Annotated in this window: 17 protein-coding genes; 12 read left to right on the top strand and 5 right to left on the bottom strand. The window is 62.5% G+C overall.

Annotation, left to right across the window (positions count from 1 at the left end):
• From EKA13_RS21030 to EKA13_RS21015, 4 genes are all read left to right on the top strand, one after another.
• Positions 1-412 (top strand): MMPL family transporter (locus tag EKA13_RS21030; RefSeq protein WP_176717462.1); only part of this gene is annotated, 412 nt, incomplete at its 5' end.
• A gap of 342 nt (positions 413-754) precedes the next feature.
• Positions 755-1,987 carry a helix-turn-helix transcriptional regulator gene (locus EKA13_RS21025; protein ID WP_065761220.1) on the top strand — a complete coding sequence of 411 codons (1,233 nt, stop codon included), beginning with the start codon at positions 755-757 and terminating at the stop codon, positions 1,985-1,987.
• Between the two features lie 133 nt (positions 1,988-2,120).
• Positions 2,121-2,888, top strand: a complete 768-nt coding sequence (locus EKA13_RS21020; protein ID WP_065761219.1) for an SDR family oxidoreductase — start codon at positions 2,121-2,123, stop codon at positions 2,886-2,888.
• A gap of 11 nt (positions 2,889-2,899) precedes the next feature.
• Positions 2,900-3,733, top strand: a complete 834-nt coding sequence (locus tag EKA13_RS21015) for an SDR family NAD(P)-dependent oxidoreductase (RefSeq protein ID WP_065761218.1) — start codon at positions 2,900-2,902, stop codon at positions 3,731-3,733.
• Positions 3,734-3,822: 89 nt separating this feature from the next.
• Here EKA13_RS21015 and dmpG read toward each other — a convergent pair whose 3' ends face one another.
• From dmpG to EKA13_RS20995, 4 genes are all read right to left on the bottom strand, one after another.
• Complete coding sequence (dmpG, locus tag EKA13_RS21010) at positions 3,823-4,851, bottom strand: 4-hydroxy-2-oxovalerate aldolase (RefSeq protein WP_065761217.1); 1,029 nt, start codon at positions 4,849-4,851, stop codon at positions 3,823-3,825.
• A 10-nt stretch (positions 4,852-4,861) separates the two neighbouring features.
• Complete coding sequence (locus EKA13_RS21005; protein WP_065761216.1) at positions 4,862-5,791, bottom strand: acetaldehyde dehydrogenase (acetylating); 930 nt, start codon at positions 5,789-5,791, stop codon at positions 4,862-4,864.
• A 38-nt stretch (positions 5,792-5,829) separates the two neighbouring features.
• Positions 5,830-6,621: a fumarylacetoacetate hydrolase family protein gene (locus tag EKA13_RS21000; RefSeq protein WP_065761215.1), complete on the bottom strand. Its 792-nt coding sequence runs from the start codon at positions 6,619-6,621 to the stop codon at positions 5,830-5,832.
• 76 nt (positions 6,622-6,697) lie between these two features.
• On the bottom strand, positions 6,698-7,471 hold the full coding sequence (locus EKA13_RS20995) for a glucose 1-dehydrogenase (RefSeq protein WP_065761214.1): 774 nt from the start codon (positions 7,469-7,471) through the stop codon (positions 6,698-6,700).
• A gap of 226 nt (positions 7,472-7,697) precedes the next feature.
• Here EKA13_RS20995 and EKA13_RS20990 point away from each other — a divergent pair, with 226 nt between their 5' ends.
• From EKA13_RS20990 to EKA13_RS20970, 5 genes are all read left to right on the top strand, one after another.
• Positions 7,698-8,885, top strand: coding sequence for an acyl-CoA dehydrogenase family protein (locus tag EKA13_RS20990; RefSeq protein ID WP_065761213.1), 1,188 nt, complete (start codon positions 7,698-7,700; stop codon positions 8,883-8,885).
• Between the two features lie 78 nt (positions 8,886-8,963).
• Entirely contained in the window at positions 8,964-9,986 is a 1,023-nt protein-coding gene (locus EKA13_RS20985) for a ferredoxin--NADP reductase (RefSeq protein WP_065761212.1), read from the top strand.
• A gap of 20 nt (positions 9,987-10,006) precedes the next feature.
• Positions 10,007-11,614, top strand: a complete 1,608-nt coding sequence (locus EKA13_RS20980) for a FadD3 family acyl-CoA ligase (RefSeq protein WP_065761223.1) — start codon at positions 10,007-10,009, stop codon at positions 11,612-11,614.
• A 99-nt stretch (positions 11,615-11,713) separates the two neighbouring features.
• Complete coding sequence (locus EKA13_RS20975) at positions 11,714-13,375, top strand: DUF1302 domain-containing protein (protein WP_065761211.1); 1,662 nt, start codon at positions 11,714-11,716, stop codon at positions 13,373-13,375.
• 79 nt (positions 13,376-13,454) lie between these two features.
• Positions 13,455-14,687, top strand: a complete 1,233-nt coding sequence (locus EKA13_RS20970; protein WP_065761210.1) for an NADH:flavin oxidoreductase — start codon at positions 13,455-13,457, stop codon at positions 14,685-14,687.
• A 109-nt stretch (positions 14,688-14,796) separates the two neighbouring features.
• Here EKA13_RS20970 and EKA13_RS20965 read toward each other — a convergent pair whose 3' ends face one another.
• Positions 14,797-15,630, bottom strand: coding sequence for an alpha/beta fold hydrolase (locus tag EKA13_RS20965; protein WP_065761209.1), 834 nt, complete (start codon positions 15,628-15,630; stop codon positions 14,797-14,799).
• Positions 15,631-15,899: 269 nt separating this feature from the next.
• Here EKA13_RS20965 and EKA13_RS20960 point away from each other — a divergent pair, with 269 nt between their 5' ends.
• The 3 genes from EKA13_RS20960 to EKA13_RS20950 are packed head-to-tail and all read left to right on the top strand — an operon-like array spanning position 15,900 to position 18,057.
• Positions 15,900-16,634 (top strand): SDR family NAD(P)-dependent oxidoreductase, encoded by a 735-nt coding sequence (locus EKA13_RS20960; protein ID WP_065761208.1) that lies wholly within the window; start codon positions 15,900-15,902, stop codon positions 16,632-16,634.
• Positions 16,635-16,648: 14 nt separating this feature from the next.
• Positions 16,649-17,422 carry an SDR family NAD(P)-dependent oxidoreductase gene (locus EKA13_RS20955; protein WP_065761207.1) on the top strand — a complete coding sequence of 258 codons (774 nt, stop codon included), beginning with the start codon at positions 16,649-16,651 and terminating at the stop codon, positions 17,420-17,422.
• Positions 17,422-18,057: a nuclear transport factor 2 family protein gene (locus tag EKA13_RS20950; protein WP_425415179.1), complete on the top strand. Its 636-nt coding sequence runs from the start codon at positions 17,422-17,424 to the stop codon at positions 18,055-18,057. Before EKA13_RS20955 ends, EKA13_RS20950 begins: the two co-directional genes overlap by 1 nt.
• Positions 18,058-18,554 lie beyond the last annotated feature (497 nt).

The following is an 18,554-nucleotide window of genomic DNA, read 5'->3' as shown; positions in this document are numbered from 1 at the left end:
TGGGTTGGGGGCTGGCGTTGCTGGCAGGGTTGGCAACCTGGGCATTGGCCTGAAAGTCGCGACCTTGCCGGTGATGGCGCTAGGTGTGGGGGTGGGTGTCGATTACGGGATCTACCTGTATGAACGTATCCAACACGAGATGGCCGGTGGTGCGAACCTGCGCGAGGCGTTCTACGAGGCGATGTGCCAACGGGGCACGGCTGCAGTGTTCACGGCCTTGACCATGTCGATTGGTGTGTGCACCTGGGCGTTTGCGCCGCTGAAGTTTCAGGCAGACATGGGCGTGCTGTTGTCCTTCATGTTCCTGGTGAACGTCTTGGGGGCCATATTCCTGCTACCGGCGCTGGCAGCCTGGTTCAACCGTGGGCGCCGCTTGGTTGCCACGGAAAGTCCCGTGGCCCAGGTCCAGTGAGCCGGCAAAAGCTCTTGTAGGAGCGGGCTTGCCCGCGATGGCATCGGTGTGGTGCCAGTGAGTTCGCGGTGCCGGCATCGCGGGCAAGCCCGGCTCCTACAGGCTGGCGCGGGCTCTGTTGGAGCGGGCTTGCCCGTGATGGCATTTAGACATTCAGTAACTAAAAATAAAACGCCAACATCTATTGTGGAGTACGTAGTGGACAGGGAGACTGTGGCGCGGGCCCTGTTGCAGGCCCCTGCAAGTTGCGTGTAGTCAAAAAGGGGGCGTGCTGCCCTCAAGCCGAAATTATAAAAATAACAAGGGAAGGTCATCGTGCCTTACCCGTGCGCGGAGAAGACTATGGTAAGTGCTGTCTTGACCCATGAGGTTTTGGCCAGCGTCGGCCTTGACCTGAGCGAATACGACCGCCTGGTTGGTGAAGTCTATGAAGGAGCCCTCGACCCGAAGTTGATGGCGCGTGCCCTCAAAAGCTTCCGTACGCTCTACGACGCCAACTACGTCACACTGATCCTGCGGGTGCCGGACCAACCGGACATGGGTGTGATGATCATCGCCGGCGACATCGAAGGGGCTGGCGACGTCAGCTACATGACCTACCCCCAGACCAATACCCCGTTTGCCAACCAGCCGCTGGACTACGTGTTCACGGTCGACGACGTCATGACGTCCGCGGAATGGGAGCACAGTGCCTACTTCAAGATGTTCTGCGGCCCGCAAGGGGTGTACCACGTGATGGGGGCCGATATTTCCACACCGGACGGCGGCAAGTTGCGCTTTCGCATTACCCGTCCCAAGCACGCCCCCAACTTCTCGGCCAACGAACGCGCGTTGTGCGGCGTGTTCCTGCCACACCTGCGGCGGGCGTTGCAGGTGCATAACCTGCTGGACCGCAGCGAGTCGTTGAGCGAGCTGTATTCCCAGGCAATCAGTCGGCTGTCGGTGGCAACCCTGGTACTGGATGAAAGCGGCAGTGTGCTGCGGGTCAACCCGGTCGCCCAGGACATCCTCGCCAGCGCCGATGGGCTGAAATTGGTCGGCGGTCGCCTTGAGGCCAGCTACCCAAGTGACAATCGCGAACTGCAACGGCTGATTCGTGCTGCATTTTCCCCGGATGCCCCCAAGAGCGCCGAAGCGATGTCTGTTACGCGGCCATCCGGGCTGGTCAACCTGGGCCTGGTGGTCGAGTCGATTCCCTCGCTGGACTGGGCGGAAGAGAAGGGCCAGCCCGCCGCGCTGGTGTATATCCGCGACGCCGCGAGCAAATCGCTGGCCAGCGAAGTGGTGACCAAGCAGTTGTTCAACCTGACCAGGGCCGAGACTGCCCTGGCAATGGAGTTGGCCAACGGTTTGTCCCTGGAGGAAGCGGCCGAAGTGCTGAACATCCGGCGCAACACCGCGCGCGCCCATCTGCGTTCGATTTTCTCCAAGACCGGCGTGCGCCGGCAGACCGAACTGGTGCGCATCATGCTCAACAGTGTCGTGGCGCTGGGCAAGCCCAAGGTCGCCCTCAAGGCTGTTGAAAAACTCAAGGTTCCCCCGCCACAGCTGGCGGTAGCTGCCCGTCAGGCGTGAGTCGCCATTCTGTTTCCGGGCGGCAGGCAGTCGCCCGGCGCCACCACGAGCCTGAACACCCTTAGTCCGCACAGACGATGCAGCCTCGTGGTCGGTCTCTCGATACTGCCCGAACCTATCACGGAGAATACCTATGCCAGTTACAGCTATCAGCGGCAGCGCTTCGGGAATCGGTGCCGCGGTGAGCACTGCGTTACGCGCTGCCGGACATCGTGTCATCGGAATCGACCGCAGCAATGCCGAGGTGATCGCCGACCTTTCAACGCCCCAAGGCCGCGAGGCCGCGATTGCCCAGGTACTCGAGCTCAGCGACGGGGTACTCGACGGTCTGGTCTGTTGTGCGGGTGTCGGGGTAACGGCCCCGTCCTGCGGGTTGATCCTGGCGGTCAACTACTTCGGCGTCAGCCAGTTGCTAAGTGGCTTGGCCGGGGCTTTGGCCAAGGGTGATAGCCCGGCTGCGTTGGTGATCGGCTCGGTGGCCGCGACCCAGACCGGTGCCGATCAGCAGGCGATGACCGAGGCGATGCTCGCTGGAGATGAAGCCAATGCGCTGGAACTGGCCAATGCCCTTGGTCAGCCCCATGTGGCCTATGCCTGCTCCAAGTATGCAATCACCCACCATGCCCGGCGTACTTCATCCAGTTGGGCGAGCAAGGGTATTCGCTTGAACGTGGTGGCACCGGGGGCGGTGGAAACCCCGCTGCATCAGGCATCGCTCGACGATGCACGTTTCGGCAAGGCGGTACGGGAGTTCGTTGCGCCCTTGGGCCGAGCCGGGCATCCGCAGGAAATTGCCGCACTGGTGGCGTTCCTGCAGTCCAGGCAAGCCGCGTTCATCCATGGCAGCGTGGTGTTCATCGATGGCGGCATGGACGCCATGGTTCGCCCGCAGCGTTTCTAAAAGGACTCCCCATGAGCAAGGTGGCATTCATTACCGGCGCCAGCCGTGGCATCGGTCGCGAAGCGGCATTGGCCTTCGCGCGGGCCGGCTTCGACCTGGCGATCAGTGCGCGCACACTCGACGAAGGTGAGCAGCACCCGCACGCCCTGCGCGACGCTGCAGGCGCGCCGCTTCCCGGCAGCCTCAACGGCACCGCCGAAGCGATCCGGGCACTGGGACGGCGGGTACTGGTCGTGCCCATGGACCTGCTCGACAGTGCCTCGGCCATCGGCGCCTGTGAGGCGGTGCTGGCCGAGTATGGGCGGATCGATGTACTGATCAACAACGCGATCTACCAGGGCAGTGACCTTAATGCGGGCTTCATGAGCCTGCAGCCGGAAACGCTGGAGCGGATGTACAAGGGCTACATCCTGACGCCGTTCCTGTTGACCCGGGCAGTGGTCGAGCACATGGCCGAGCAGGGCACTGGCGTGGTGATCAACGTCACCTCCGGGGCCGGCGAGAGTGACCCGCCCGTGGCGGCGGGCAAGGGCGGTTGGGGGTACGCCTATGGGGCCGGCAAGGCGGCGGTATCGCGCCTTTCTGGGATCCTCTCGGTAGAGCTGGGGGAAGCCGGTGTGTGTGCTTACACCCTAAACCCGGGTGTGGTGACGACCGACGCACTCAAGGCGACCATTGGTGACAAGGGCGTGATCGCCTTGCGTGCCGGCAGTGCGCCGCCGCAGGTTCCTGCCGAGGTGATGCTCTGGTTGGCGACGGCAGAACAGGCGCCTCGTTACCAGCGTCGAACCATCGCTGCGCAGCCGTTTGCACTGGAGCATGGCATCGTTGCCGACTGGCGTTGAACGCTTGATGTATTGACACCTTGATGTGAAGTTATTGGCGACTCAGGTCGCCAATAACGCAGGGGCAGGATCAGCCGATACCCAGTGGCTCAGGCCTGGCGGCGTTGCCGGGCGAGGGTCATGGCGGTGTCCTCGATCATGTCCTCCTGGCCACCCACCATGCCGCGACGGCCCATTTCGACGAGGATTTCCCGCGCCGAGACGCCGTACTTCTTCTCGGCCCGCTTGGCAAACAGCAGGAACGAGCCATAGACCCCGGCATAGCCCATGGTCAGTGCATCGCGGTCGCTGCGGATCGGGAAGTCCATGATGGGCACGACCAGGTCTTCGGCCACGTCCTGGATGCCGAACACACTGACACCCGTCTCGATGCCCATGCGGTCGCAGACCGCGACCAGTACTTCCATGGGTGTATTGCCGGCGCCTGCGCCGAGGCCGGCACAGGCGGCGTCAATGCGGGTGGCCCCGGCGGCGATGGCGGCGATCGAGTTGGATACGCCCATCGACAGGTTGTGGTGGCCATGGAAGCCGATCTCGGTTTCCGGTTTCAGTGCCGCACGCATTGCCGCCACCCGGGCGCTGACGTCATGGGGCAGCAAGTAGCCTGCCGAGTCGGTCAGGTAGATGCAGTTGGCGCCGTAGCTTTCCATCAGCTTGCCCTGCTTGACCAGGCCTTCCGGGCTGTTCATGTGGGCCATCATCAGGAAACCGACCGTGTCCATGCCCAGGCTGCGGGCGTGGGAAATATGCTGCTCGCTGACGTCTGCTTCAGTGCAGTGGGTGGCCACGCGAATGGTGTTGACGCCCAGCTCATGGGCCATCTTAAGGTGGTCGACGGTGCCGATCCCCGGCAGCAGCAGGGCCGAGACCTTGGCCCGCTTCATCAGCGGGATGACGGCCGACAGGTAGGCCTCGTCGCTGTGCGCGGGAAAGCCGTAGTTGACCGAGCTGCCGCCCAGGCCGTCGCCGTGGGTGACTTCGATCAGCGGGACGCCAGCCGCATCCAGGCCGCAGGCGATGTCTTTCATCTGTTGCAGGCTGATCTGATGACGCTTGGGGTGCATGCCATCGCGCAGGCACATGTCATGAACGGTGATGTGTTTACCGCGAAGATCCATGGTCGATTCCTCAGGCAAGGGCGGGTTGTGCGTGGGTGGCGTGCAGGACCAGTTCGCCCTTGAGGATTTCTTCGGCGAACATTTCGGCGGTACGCGCAGCGGCGGCGGTCATGATGTCGAGGTTGCCGGCGTACTTGGGCAGGTAGTCGCCCAGGCCTTCGACTTCCATGAACACCGAGACGCGGTTGCCCTCGAACACCGGGCCATTTACCAACTTGTAGCCGGGGACATAGCGCTGCACCTGCAGGATCATTGCCTCGATAGCGGCGGTGATGGCCGCCTGGTCGGGTTCCGTTTCGGTCAGGCAATGCACGGTGTCGCGCATGATCAGCGGTGGCTCGGCGGGGTTGATGATGATGATCGCCTTGCCCTTTTTCGCACCGCCGACCTGTTCGACCGCGCTGGATGTGGTGCGGGTGAACTCGTCGATGTTCTTGCGCGTACCCGGGCCGACCGATTTGGAGGCCGCGGTTGCGATGATTTCGGCGTATTCCACCGGCTGCACGCTGGATACTGCCGCGACCAGCGGAATGGTGGCCTGGCCGCCGCAGGTGACCATGTTGACGTTCATCACGCCCAGGCCGAGGTTGGTCTTGAGGTTGACCGGTGGTACGCAGTAGGGGCCGATGGCAGCAGGGGTCAGGTCGATCATCAACACCCCCAGCGCATTGAGCTTGCGTGAGTTCTGCTCGTGAACATAGGCGGATGTGGCGTCGAAGGCGATCTGTACCTGGTCTTCGATAACGTGGGGCAACAAGCCGTCGACACCGTCGGCGGTGGTTTTCAGGCCCAGCTCACGTGCCCGTGCGAGGCCCTCTGAGGTGGCATCGATACCGACCATCCAGACCGGCTCAAGCACCTCGCTGCGCATCAGTTTGTACAGCAGGTCGGTGCCGATGTTGCCCGGCCCGATCAGCGCGCATTTGATCTTCTTGCTCATTGTCTATGGCTCCAGGGGAGGGATTGCGTAAGGTTCACTCAGGGCACGAAGCGCAGGCTGGTCTGGCCCAGGCCGCTCATGGAAAGGCTGATGCGGTCGCCCGCCACAACCGGAACGAGCGGTGCCAATGCTCCCGAAAGGATGATTTCGCCCCGGCGAAACGGGATGCCGAGCTCACCCAGGGTGTTGGCCAGCCAGGCCACCGCCGCACACGGATGGCCCTGCACCGCCGAACCCAGGCCGCTGCCCGCCGGTTGACCGTTCTTGGACAGCTGCATTTCGACCCGGGCCAGGTCCAGCCCGCGAGGGTCGATGCGCTGTGGGCCGAGGGCGAACACGCCGCAGGAGGCGTTGTCGGCCACGGTGTCCTGAATACGGATCTGCCAGTTGTCGATACGCGAGTCGACAATCTCGAAGCACGGCACCACGTATTGGCTTGCCGCCAGCACGTCTTCGGCGCTGATTCCCGGGCCGTGGAGGTCTTCGCCGAGAATAAAGGCGATTTCGCCTTCGGCACGTGGCTGAATCAGGTTGTAGCGGGCCAGGCTGATATCGCTGCCGTCGTCGACCTGCATGGCATCGGTGAGGAAGCCGAAGTCCGGTTGGTGGACATCGAGCATTTCTTGTACCGCGCGGCTGGTGACACCGATTTTCTTACCGATGACACGCTCACCGAGGGCTTCGCGGCGTTGCAAAAAATGCAGGGAAATCCGGTAGGCCTGCTCAAGGGTGATGTGCGGGTAGCGGCGGGTCAGGGGGGCGAGCGTCTGGCGTGTGCGCAGGGCGTTGAACAGTTCGTCACCGAGTGCGTTGATCAAGTGGGCGTCCATGACGGGGTGCTCTGTGTGAAGGAAATAAAAGGGCCGGGCCCAACGGGCTCAGGGCGCCGGCCAAAAAGGGCGATGTTCAGCCGGGCCAGACCGTGGAGTCCGCGCCGCCATCGACATCGATGATTTTTCCGCTGACCCAGGCCGAGGCGGGGCTGGCCAGGTACAAGGCCGCGGCGGCGATATCTTCCGGGCTGCCCAGGCATTTGAGCGGGGTATTGGCTTCCATGGTCTGACGCATGGCCGCCGGCATCACGCCGTTCAGCGCTTCGGTCAGGGTGGGGCCGGGCGCGACGGCATTGACCCGCACCAGCGGGGCAAAATCCTGTGCCAGCAAGCGGGTCAAGTGGCTCAGGGCGGCCTTGGCGGCGCCGTACGCGCTGAAGTGCCGCTGTGAGTAGCGGGCGGCTACCGAACTGATGTTGACGATGTTGCCGCCACCGGCCTCACGCATCAGTGGCACGCACAGTTGGCAGAAGGCGTAGGCGGTGGACACGTTGAAACGCAGGATCTCGTCGAACTGTTCCGGGCTCATGCTCAGTGGATCGTTGGGACCGCCGCCACCGACGTTGTTTACCAGATGAGTGATGCGCCCCATCTGCTCATGGCTCTGGCTGACCAGCGCCTTGCGCTGCTCGCTGTCGTTGACATCGCAGGCGATGGCCAGGGCGCGTCGGCCCAAGGCGCGCACTTCTTCGGCAACGCGTTGCACATCCTCGAGCGAGCGCGCGGAGCAGACGACATCGGCACCCGCTTCGGCATAGGCCAGCGCGATGGCGCGGCCAATGCCTCGGCCACTGCCGGTGACGATGGCGACGCTACCGTCCAGATGGAAACGCTGCAGGATACTCATGGGCTGTCCTTCCTCAAGGTAGGGGTTGGGTTGAACCGGTTTTCAATGTATCGAATATCCCGAGACTGACTCGCGGCTGCATCGTCTCAATGGACTAACGCAAGTGACCTGCGCCCTTTGCGGCAGCGGGTGTCCTAGTCCGCTTTGACGATGAACGATCTGTCACTCGCCCCGATGATCAATCACGGCTCGCGCACCGGCGCAGCGAGATTGGGAGAATTGAGTGATGCAAAGCATGCGAGAAAGGACCCAGGACGAAATCGAACTGATCGAACGTGCGCGGCGCCTTGTGCCGGCACTCAAGGAGCGTACGGCACAGGCTGACCGCGACTTGAAGGTCCCAGAAGAAAGCATTGCCGAATTGCAATCGGCCGGGCTGCTGCGAGCCTTGCAGCCACGTGCGTTCGGTGGCTATGAAGTCGACCCGCGAACCTTCTTTGAAATCCAGATGATTCTTGCCGAAGGCTGCATGTCCACGGCCTGGATCTACGGTGTGATGGGGGTCCACCCGTGGCAGTTGGCCCGCTACCCTGTCGAAGCCCAGCGTGAGGTCTGGGGCAACGATCATGAGGCCCTGATTTCCTCGACCTATATGCCGTCGGCCAAGGTGACAGTGGTCGAGGGCGGTTATCGCATCAGCGGTCAGTGGAGCTTCTCCAGTGGCAGCGAGCACTGCCAGTGGGTGCTGCTGGGTGGCATCCTGCCCGCCGAGGGTGATGTTGCGGCGGAGCACGGCACCTTCCTGCTGCCACGTAGCGACTACCGCATTCAGCGCAACTGGGATGTACTCGGGCTGCGCGGTACCGGCAGCCACGACATTCTGGTCGAGGATGTGTTTGTGCCGGCGCACCGGGTTCAGCGCACCAACAACTGCACCATCGAGGCCACGCCAGGGCGTCAGGTCAACACCAACCCGATCTATGCGATTCCGTTTGCCCAGGTGTTCTCCCGAGCGGTCTCGACCTCGGCCATCGGCGCGCTGCAAGGGGCGATCAATGAGTTCCGCGCCAATGCCGCCAAGCACATCGGCAAGCATGGTGCACGCACGGCGGATGACCCCGTGGCGCAAACCGCGGTGGCTGAAGCGACGATTACCGTCGACAGCCTGAAGCTGGTGCTGGAGCGCAACTACGAGCACCTCATGAGCCTGGCCAGGGCCGGCGAATACCCGGACACCGAAACCCGCTTGTTGTATCGCTACCAGTCCGCCTACGTGACCAACGTCTGTGCCGACAAGGTGAATGACCTGCTGCGCAGCATGGCGGCGTCCGGTCTGTACAACACCAACCCGGTTGCCCGGCTGTTCCGTGACCTGCACCAGGCCCGTGGGCACATCGCCAACAACTTCATGGCCTACGGTCGCGCCTTCGGTGCGGTGCAATTGGGCTTGCCCAACCCGGACCCGTACGTCTGAGGCTGCCCGGCCGTTCTAACGCCATCGCGTCTACACCCGCCTGTCTCTCGCAGGCGGGTGTTAATGAGTACCTGACCTATGAATGATTATCTTGCCCTGCGCGTGGCGCGGGTGATCGAGGAAACGGCCGACGCGCGCTCTCTGGTGTTCGACGTACCCGAGCACCTGGCCGAACGCTTTCGTTATCGCCCCGGTCAATTCCTGACGCTGCGTGTCCCGTTTGAAGATGGCTGGTTGCCCCGCTGTTACTCATTGTCCAGTACGCCGATGCTGGATGAGCCGTTGCGTGTGACGGTCAAGCGCGTGCATGAGGGCCGCGCCTCGAACTGGCTCTGCACCGAGCTGCAGGAGGGGCAGACCTTGCAGGTGCTGCCACCAGCAGGCGTGTTCGTGCCGCGTAACCTTGACAGCGACCTGTTGCTCTTTGGTGGCGGTAGCGGCGTCACACCGGTGTTGTCAATTCTGCGTTCGGCATTACTGGCGGGGCAGGGGCGGATCCTGCTGATTTATGCGAACCGTGACGAGGGCTCGGTGATTTTTCGCGATGAGCTCAGGTTTCTGGCCAGTGCTCATCCACAGCGCCTGCAAATCGTCCATTGGCTGGATTCGGTACAGGGCATTCCGGCGGTCGGGCAACTGGCCGAACTGGCCCGGCCGTTCATTGATGCGCAGGCGTTCATCTGCGGCCCAGGCCCGTTCATGGACGCTGCGGTCAGCGCCCTGAAAAGCCTGGGCATGCCCGATGCCAGGGTGCATGTAGAACGCTTCGTGTCGTTGCCGGGCGAGGGTGAGCTGCCAGTGGTCACCAGCAGCGAGGCTGCCGTGGCCGCGCAACTTGCCGTTCGCCTGGACGGTGAGGAGCACAACCTGGCCTGCGACAGCGGCGAAACCCTGCTGGCAGCGATGCAACGCGCCGGCCTGAACCCGCCGAGTGCGTGCCGTGTCGGTGGCTGCGCCTCGTGCATGTGCACCCTGGAAAGCGGCGACGTCGAACTGCTGCACAACGATGCCCTGGATGACAACGAGTTGGCCGAGGGCTGGATCCTTGCCTGCCAGGCCGTGCCGACCAGCGCGCACCTGCGTATCCGCTTTCCCGAATGATGCAGATGACCGAGCCTACGATGAATCAGAGCCTGAAGTGTTCCCCGCCGGTGCTCGACGCGCCGACCACCATTGCCCAATTACTGTTCTCCAGCGCCGAGCGGTTCGCTGGGCATACCGCCATTGAAGAGAATGGCCAGTGCACGGACTACGCCGAACTGCCCAATCAGGCGCTGACCATCACCCGTGGCCTGATGGCGCTGGGCATCCAGGCCGGTGACCGGGTTGGCATATGGGCACCGAACAGCCGGGACTGGATCCTGGCGGCGCTGGGTATCCACTGTGCCGGTGCGGTGCTGGTGCCGATCAACACCCGCATGAAAGGCACCGAGGCGGCCGATGTACTGGCGCGCAGCGGCTGCCGGGTGCTGTTCGTCCAGCAGCGTTTTCTCGACGTCGATTACCCGGCGATGCTTGAGCCCCATCGCCCCGCCAGCCTTGAGCATCTGGTGGTGTTGGCCAGTGACACGCCGCCGCGCCCGGGCGATCTGAGCTTCCAGCAGTTTCTGCTGGGGGCTGCCACCTACGACACCGAGGCGGCGCGACGTCGTGCGCTGGCCATTGAGCCGCAGGCGATGTGCGATCTGCTCTTCACCTCGGGCACCACGGGCAAACCCAAGGGCGTAATGAGCGGCCATGGGCAGAACCTGCGGGCGTTCAGCGAGTACGTCAAGGTGATTGGCCTGGTGCCGGGTGACCGCTACCTGATCGTCAACCCGTTCTTTCATGCCTTTGGCTACAAGGCCGGTTGGTTGACCTGCCTGATTGCCGGGGCAACCATCCTGCCGCATGCGGTGTTCGATGCTGATGCGGTGTTCCAGCGTATTGCCAATGAGCGCATCAGCGTCTTGCCCGGTGCCCCGACCCTTTACCTCTCACTGCTGGCCCACCCACGCTTGGCCGAAACCGACCTGTCCAGCTTGCGGATTGCCGTAACCGGCTCGGCCAGTATCCCGCCGAGCCTGATCGAGCGCATGCGCAACGAGCTGGGTTTCAGCGTGGTGACTACCGCCTATGGGCTGACCGAATGCGGCGGCCTGGCGACCCTGTGCGACCCGCAGGATTCGGCCCAGGTGATCGCCGGCACCAGCGGGCGGCCGATTGCCGGTACCGAAGTCAGCATCCGCGACCCGCACAACCAGGCCTTGGCCAATGGCGAAACCGGCGAAATCTGCTTGCGCGGCTTTCATGTCATGCAAGGCTATTTCGAGAACCCCGAGGCCACCGCCGAAGCCATCGATGCTGACGGGTGGCTGCACACCGGCGACGTCGGACGCCTGGATGAAGCGGGCAACCTGATCATCACCGACCGCCTGAAAGACATGTACATCGTGGGTGGCTTCAACTGCTACCCGGCGGAAATCGAAGCCGCATTGATCGCCCACCCGGCCATTGCCCAGGTTGCCGTCATCGGCGTTGCGGACGCGCGCATGGGTGAAGTGGGGTGTGCCTGTGTGGTGTTGCGTGAAGGCCAGACGCTGGACGAAAGCGCGTTGATCAGTTGGAGCCGTGAACGGATGGCCAACTACAAGGTACCCCGTCTGGTGCGCTTCTTCGATGCGCTGCCACTCAACCCCTCGAACAAGGTTGCCAAGAACGAACTGCGCGCTGCGATCAATCCAGGCTGAAGGGCAACAGGCCGACATAACCAAACGGACGATGCACAGACCCAGGCAGTTTTCCAGACTGGGCCAGCAAACCGGAAAACAACAAGAAAGGAGAGGAGCATGTCTACGTTGAACCCTGCGGCGCTCAACGCGGCTAACGGTACTCGCCGGCACTGCCTGCTGGCCGTGGCCGTTGCGCTGGCCAGCGGTACCGCCAGCGCCGGGCCCACCATCGAGTTGGGCGAAAACACCACGCTGGACTCGTCGCTGACCGTCAACTACACCGCGTCGGTGCGTACCGCCAAGCCTGCCCAGCAATACCTCAACGACCTGAACAACGACGACGGTACGCGCAACTTCGACCGTGGCTCGATGATCAACAACCGGGTCAGCCTGTTTGGTGAGCTGCTGCTCAAGCACGACAATCTCGGCGCAGTGCTGCGCGGCAGTCATTTCTACGATGACGTCTACCACGAGCGCAACGACAACGATTCGCCGGACACCGTGAACAAGATCGGTCGGGCCAACGGCTTCAGCGAAGACACCCGTCGCCTGAGCGGAAGCAAGGCGCGCCTGCTTGATGCCTATGTCTACGGCAACTTCGATGTCGCCGACAGCCAGTACCTGTCGGTCAAGGCCGGTCGCCACCTGGTGGCCTGGGGTGAAAGCCTGTTCTGGCCGAACATCAGCCAGGGGCAGGCGCCGGTGGACGCCACCAAGTTCAACGTGCCAGGCACCGAAGCCAAGGACTCCTACCTGCCGGTGGGGCAGGTGTCCGCGTCCTGGTCGCTCAACGAAGACCTGGCACTGGTCGGCTACTATCAGTACGAGTGGGAGAAGACCCAGCTCAACCCGGTGGGTGACTACTTCGGCAGCGATTACTTCGGCCCGGGCGCCGAGTTCTTCCGGCTCAACGCGGGGGTGATCAACAGCCTGCCGGACAAGACCTTTACCGGCGTCAACTATGCCGGTGAAGTCGATGCCCGCGACAGTGGCCAGTGGGGCCTTGGCGCGCGCTACCGGCTCACCGAAAACACCGAAGTGGGGCTGTTCCATTACCGCTACCACGAGCGGGTCGGGTCGATCTTTTTCGACTTCAGCGGCAATACCCAGTACTCCTCGCTCAAGAGCATCGGCGAGCGCTCGAACACGGCGGTTGCGCCGGCCTACCGGTTGGGCTATTTCGAGGACGTCGAGCTGACGGGGATCAGCTTCAGTTCCAAGATCGGCGACTCGGTACAGTATGCCGGTGACTTGAGTTACCGCGATGGCGCCTCGGTTTATCTGAACAATGGTGCACCGACGACCGGGCAGCTCTGGCAGGCCAACCTCAACGCTACCTACATCCTGGGCCCAAGCTTCCTGGCCCAGCAGACCACCTTCCTCGGCGAAGTGGTGCATCAGCGTATCGAAGGGGTCGACACGTTGGTGGTCAGCGGTGGCGGTCCTGGTATCGACGGGACATTCAACCAGTTTGAGTCCAACACCCAGACCCGCGGTTCGACCCTGCTTGGCGTGGGGGCCTACATGGATTACCCGGCAATCAGCGATGGCCTGGACCTGACCACCAAGGTGGTCTGGACGCAGAACGTCGACGGCAGTGCCTACCAGGGCCTGGGCCGCGATGAAAAGCGCCTCACCGTTGGCGGCGACTTCAAGTACCTGGGCAACTTCCAGGTGGGCCTGACCTATGTCGCTTACCTGAGTTCGCCGGATGTCGCCCAAGGGCGCCTGTTGGCTGACCGCGACTACCTGTCGTTCAACGCCAAGTACACCTTCTGATGCTCTACCGGCCATGCCCTGCGCCCAGGCAGGCGTGGCCGGTATTCTCCGATAATCTGCTGCCAAAAAAGGGTCTGCCATGAACCTTCATCCGACACCGTCACCGTTCAGCCCCATTACCATTGGCCCGCTGACGTTAAAAAACCGATTCATCAAGGCGGCGACCAATGAGGGCATGAGTGCCCAGGGCGTGCCCTCCAAGCAATTGGTCAAACTGCATGCCGCCCTGGCCAATGGTGGCACAGCGCTGACCACCGTGGCCTATTGTGCCGTGAGCCGCGATGGTCGCACGCTGCCCAACCAACTGATCCTGGCGCCTGAGAGCCTGCCGCACTTCAAGGCGTTGACCGATGCGGTACACCGCGAAGGTGGGCTGGCCAGTGCGCAGATCACCCACGGAGGCTGTTTTACCTTTATTCGTGAACGCTCCACCCCGCGTCCGCTGTCCGCCAGTGGCGGTTTCAACAAGATCGGCATGATGAGCGGCATGTTCCTCAAACAGGCGATGAATGAGGGCGATATGCATCAGGTTGTGCAGGATTTCGCTCGCGGGGCGCGGCTGGCCCGGCAGGCCGGATTCGACGCTGTGGAAATTCACATGGGGCACGGCTACCTGCTCAGCCAGTTCATTTCGCCGCTGTACAACAAGCGTCGTGACCAATATGGCGGCAGCCTGGAAAACCGTCTGCGTTTTCCGCGTCGTGTGCTGCGTGCGGTACTCGATGCGGTTGGCCGGGACATGGCCGTGATTTGCAAGTACAGCATTACCGAAGGCGTACGCAGCGGTAACAGTGCCGAGGATGGTGCCCAGATTGCCCGCATGCTGGAACAGGAGGGCGCGCACCTGCTGGTGCTCAGTGCCGGCATGAACGCCGAGTCGATTACCACCATGTTTGGCTCCTCGTTTCCCAAGGAGAATCGCGTCCAGCAGAAAAACCCGGTAATCGCCCTGGCGATGGCCATTCAGCGACTGACCGATCCCAAGGTGGAGTTTCGAGAGCTTTACCTGCTTGAGCATGCTCGCAAGGTGCGTGCCGCGGTGAAGATGCCGCTGGCCTATCTGGGCGGCGCGAAGAGCCTCAACAGCATCGAGCGGATCATGGCCGAGGGCTTTGACCTGATCGCCATGGGGCGGGTGTTGTTGGCAGAGCAAGACTACGTCAACAAACTGGCCAGCGGGGCGAGCAAGAACTCGATCTGCACCGCCTGCAACCGCTGCGTGGCCATGATGTACACGCCAGGCGGTACGTCGTGTGTACTGGGCAAGCCCGGCGACGCCGAGCTGAACCGGCAACCGGCAGCGGCCCAGTAGGGCAGCTTGTTCTACCCAGGCACCGCCAGGATGCGCGAGCCCTTGTAGGTCAGCGCATCCTGGGTGCGTATGGGTGAGGCTACAGCGCGTGTAGCCTCTGTTCCCAGGCTCAGCCGTGCTGCAGGAAGTCGATGCAGCTGCGGTTGAACAGCTCGGGATGTTCGACCTGCACCCAATGCCCGCAGCGGTTGAGCACAATGAAGCGGGCGTTTTCGGCACCGTCGATAATGCGCTGGGCACCGCTGACCGGGTTGAAGTTGTCGTTGCTGCCCCAGAAGCCCAGGATCGGGCACGTGATCTCGCCCAGGCGGGCTTCCATGTTGGGCACCATCATGGTGCTGAACAGGTTCTTCGGTTGCGTCACCGCAACCGCTACGCGTTCCAGCAGCAGGCTCTCTGGCAGGATCGAGTCATCGAACAGTTGCAGGCGCATCATGCTGCGCATTTCTTCCAGGCCTATGGGGCCTGCGTTGAACAGGTTGACCATGCGCACGATGCCTTGCATCTGGAAGTAGGTCTCGCGTTCTTCGACGCCACCGGGTGCCAGCAGAATCAGGCGCTCTGCCAGTGATGGATAACGCAGTGCCAGCCCCAGGGCAATCGCGCCCCCCAGGGAGTTGCCCAGCATCGTGCAGCGTTCTACGCCGATTTTCGTCAGGAAAGTGCCCACACAGTCGACGAAGAAGTCCAGGTTGTACTGCACATCGTCGGGTTTGTCCGAACGCCCGAAACCCGGCAAGTCCAGCAGGATGTTGCGGTAACCGGCCTCGACGAATGCCGGGTAGTTACCTTTGAAATTGCTGAAACCACTGGCGCCCGGTCCGCTGCCATGCAGCCACAGCACCACCGGTCCGCTGCCTTCGTCCAGGTAGTGCAGGCGCAGGCCGTTGGGCAGGGTCGCGTAATGGCCTGTAGGCAATGGCAGGTCTACGGCTTGATTCATGGGGGTTCTCCAGAGTCTGCGGGTTCATGAGGCGCTTACCGGCCGGGCCGCATTGATGCCTGAAGGGGATGCTCATGCCCGGCCCGGTTTGCGCAGAACAGATCCTGGGCTGCCGTGGTCCTGATGGCATCGTCCGTTCAGACCACGCCGGTCGGCGTGCCGGTAGTCCTATCGGACGATGTTCGTATCAGGGTGGCAGCTAATCATGCAGGTGACTGGCTCGCTGCACCTGCAGCGGGTTGCGATGCACGTCAATCCAGGAGAACGCAATGAAGTTGCTGAATAAAGTGGCCTTCGTAACAGGCGCGGGACAAGGTATGGGCCAGGCCATCGTGCGTCGGTTCGTCGCCGAAGGGGCGAAGGTGGTGGCGGTCGATCTCAACCTGCCAGCCTTGGCCGAAAGTCTCGCAGACCTTGGTGACAGTGTGCTGGCCCTGGCCTGCAACGTTGCTGACAGTGGATCGGTTGCCGATGCCATGGGGCAGACCGAGCAACACTTTGGTGGCCTCGACATCCTCGTCAACAATGCCGGCGTCGGTGCCCTCGACAGCTTCCTCGACACGCCGGACGAAAGCTGGGCGCGGGTGATCAATGTCAACCTGGGCGGGACCTTCCTGTGCTGCCGCGAAGGTGCCAGGTTGATGGTCAAGGGGGCTCGCAAGGGCGCCATCATCAACCTCTCCAGTACGGCCGCGCTGACCGGTGAAGGGCCTAGCCACTACTGCGCGTCGAAAGCCGGCGTCATGGGCCTGACCCGCTCGATCGCCCGCGACCTTGCTGCCAGTGGCATTCGCGTCAACACCTTGGTCCCCGGCCCGACCAACACGCCGATGATGGCCGGCATTCCCGACGAACACATGCAGGCGCTGCTCAAGAACGTACCGTTGGGACGCATGTGCGAAACCGACGAAATCGCCCGTGTCGCGGTATTCCTGGCCAGCGAAGACGCCAGCTTCATGACAGGGCAGAACATTGCGGTCAACGGCGGCATGGCCTTTATCTGAGAGAGGAATGACCTATGAGCAAGCGTCTGGAAGGAAAAATTGCCTTTGTCACCGGCGCAGGTTCCGGTATCGGTGAAGCCACTGCGTTGCGGTTCGCCGAGGAGGGCGCCACCGTGGTGTTGTGTGGCCGACGTGCCGAACCGTTGCAAGGCGTCCAGGAGAAGATCCTCGGGCTGGGTGGGCGCGCTGAAATCGCCGTTGCGGATGTGAGTGATGAGCAGGCCTATGTCGGCGCGCTTGAAGCTGCAGCGCAAAGTCATGGTCGTCTGGATATCCTGGTCAACAACGCGATGGCCTACACCTGGGGCGGCATCGACACCATGTCTACGGCAGACTGGCACGCTAACTTCGCCACCACCGTGGACGGCACGTTCTGGGGTACCCGTACTGCCATGCAATTGATGAAGGCGCAGGGCGGTGGTGCCATCGTCAACATTGCCTCCATCTGTGGCCTGTTCGGTACCGCCTGGATGGCGGGCTACTCAGCGGCCAAAGCGGCGGTGATCAACTTCAGCCGTGCCGCTGCCAGTGAAGGCGCACCCAACAACATCCGCTGCAACGTGATCATCCCGGGCGTGGTCGATACCCCAGCGACCGCCGGCATGCTCAGCGACGACAAAACCCGCAGCAACACCGAAAAAGTCATCCCCATGAAACGTGTCGGCCTGCCGGTGGAACTGGCCAACGCCATTCTCTTCCTGGCCAGCGATGAGGCGTCCTACATCACCGGCGCGAGCCTGGCAGTGGACGGCGGGCGTAGTTCCGACCTGTACACGGTGCTGGATTGATGAACATGGATTCGACCTCACTGCTTGAACGGATCGACCGCCTTGAATCGCTGGATGCCATTCGCCAACTGGCCGGCAAGTACGCGTTGGCGTTGGACATGCGCGACATGGACGCCATGGCCAACTGCTTCGCCCCGGATGTTCGGGTTGGTCGTGACAAGAGCGGGCGCGCGCACCTCAAGGCCTGGTTGGACGAAACCATGCGCAAACAGTTTCACGGCACGTCTCATCACCTAGGGCAGCACATCATCGAGTTCAGCGATCCGGACCATGCCACTGGCGTGGTCTACTCCAAGAACGAGCATGAGACCGGCCCGGAGTGGGTCATCATGCAGATGCTGTATTGGGATGACTATGAGCGTATCGACGGCCGCTGGTGCTTCCGTCGGCGTTTACCGTGTTACTGGTATGCCACCGACTTGAACAAACCACCGATTGGTGGCTTGAAAATGCGCTGGCCGGGGCGTGAGCCTTACGCGGGGAGTTTTCACGAGTTGTTCCCGTCGTGGAATGCGTTCTGGGCACAGCGCCCGGATAAAGACGCATTGCCACACATTGCCGAACCGGCACCGCTGGAAGGGTTTCTGGCGAACCTGCGACGGGGTGCGGGTGATCCCAAGATTCGTGTTCGGTAGGTTAGGTTTTTCGCAGGCAAGCCTGCTCTCACTCCTGTGAGAGTTGGCTTGCCAACGATGCAGGCGCCACGTATTCACTGACACCCCGCCGACGCCATCGCAGGCAAGCCTGCTCCAACAGAAAAGGCAGTGCCCTGCGCGTATCCCTGTAGGAGCCGGGCTTGCCCGCGATGCAGGCGCCGCGCACGTACTGACACCGCGCTGACGCAATCGCAGGCAAGCCAGCTCCAACAGAAAAGGCAGTGCCCTTCGCAGATCTTTGTAGGAGCCGGGCTTGCCCGCGATTCAGGCGCCGCGCATCTACTGACACCCCGCCGACGCCATCGCAGGCAAGCCTGCTCCAACAGAAAAGGCAGTGCCCTGCGCAGATCCCTGTAGGAGCCGGGCTGAACTGGCCTAATGATTTTGGACACTTTGATTGGGCGCTATGATGGCGCCCATATCAGAGGATGTTCCGATGCGAAATTCTTATTCGAACGAGTTCAAGCTTGAAGCGG

The sequence above is a fragment of the Pseudomonas defluvii genome, assembly GCF_001695625.1.
GTDB classification, from domain to species: Bacteria; Pseudomonadota; Gammaproteobacteria; order Pseudomonadales; family Pseudomonadaceae; genus Aquipseudomonas; species Aquipseudomonas defluvii.
Note: the sequence above shows the minus strand (reverse complement) of the source record. Positions and strands in the feature narration are given on the sequence as shown.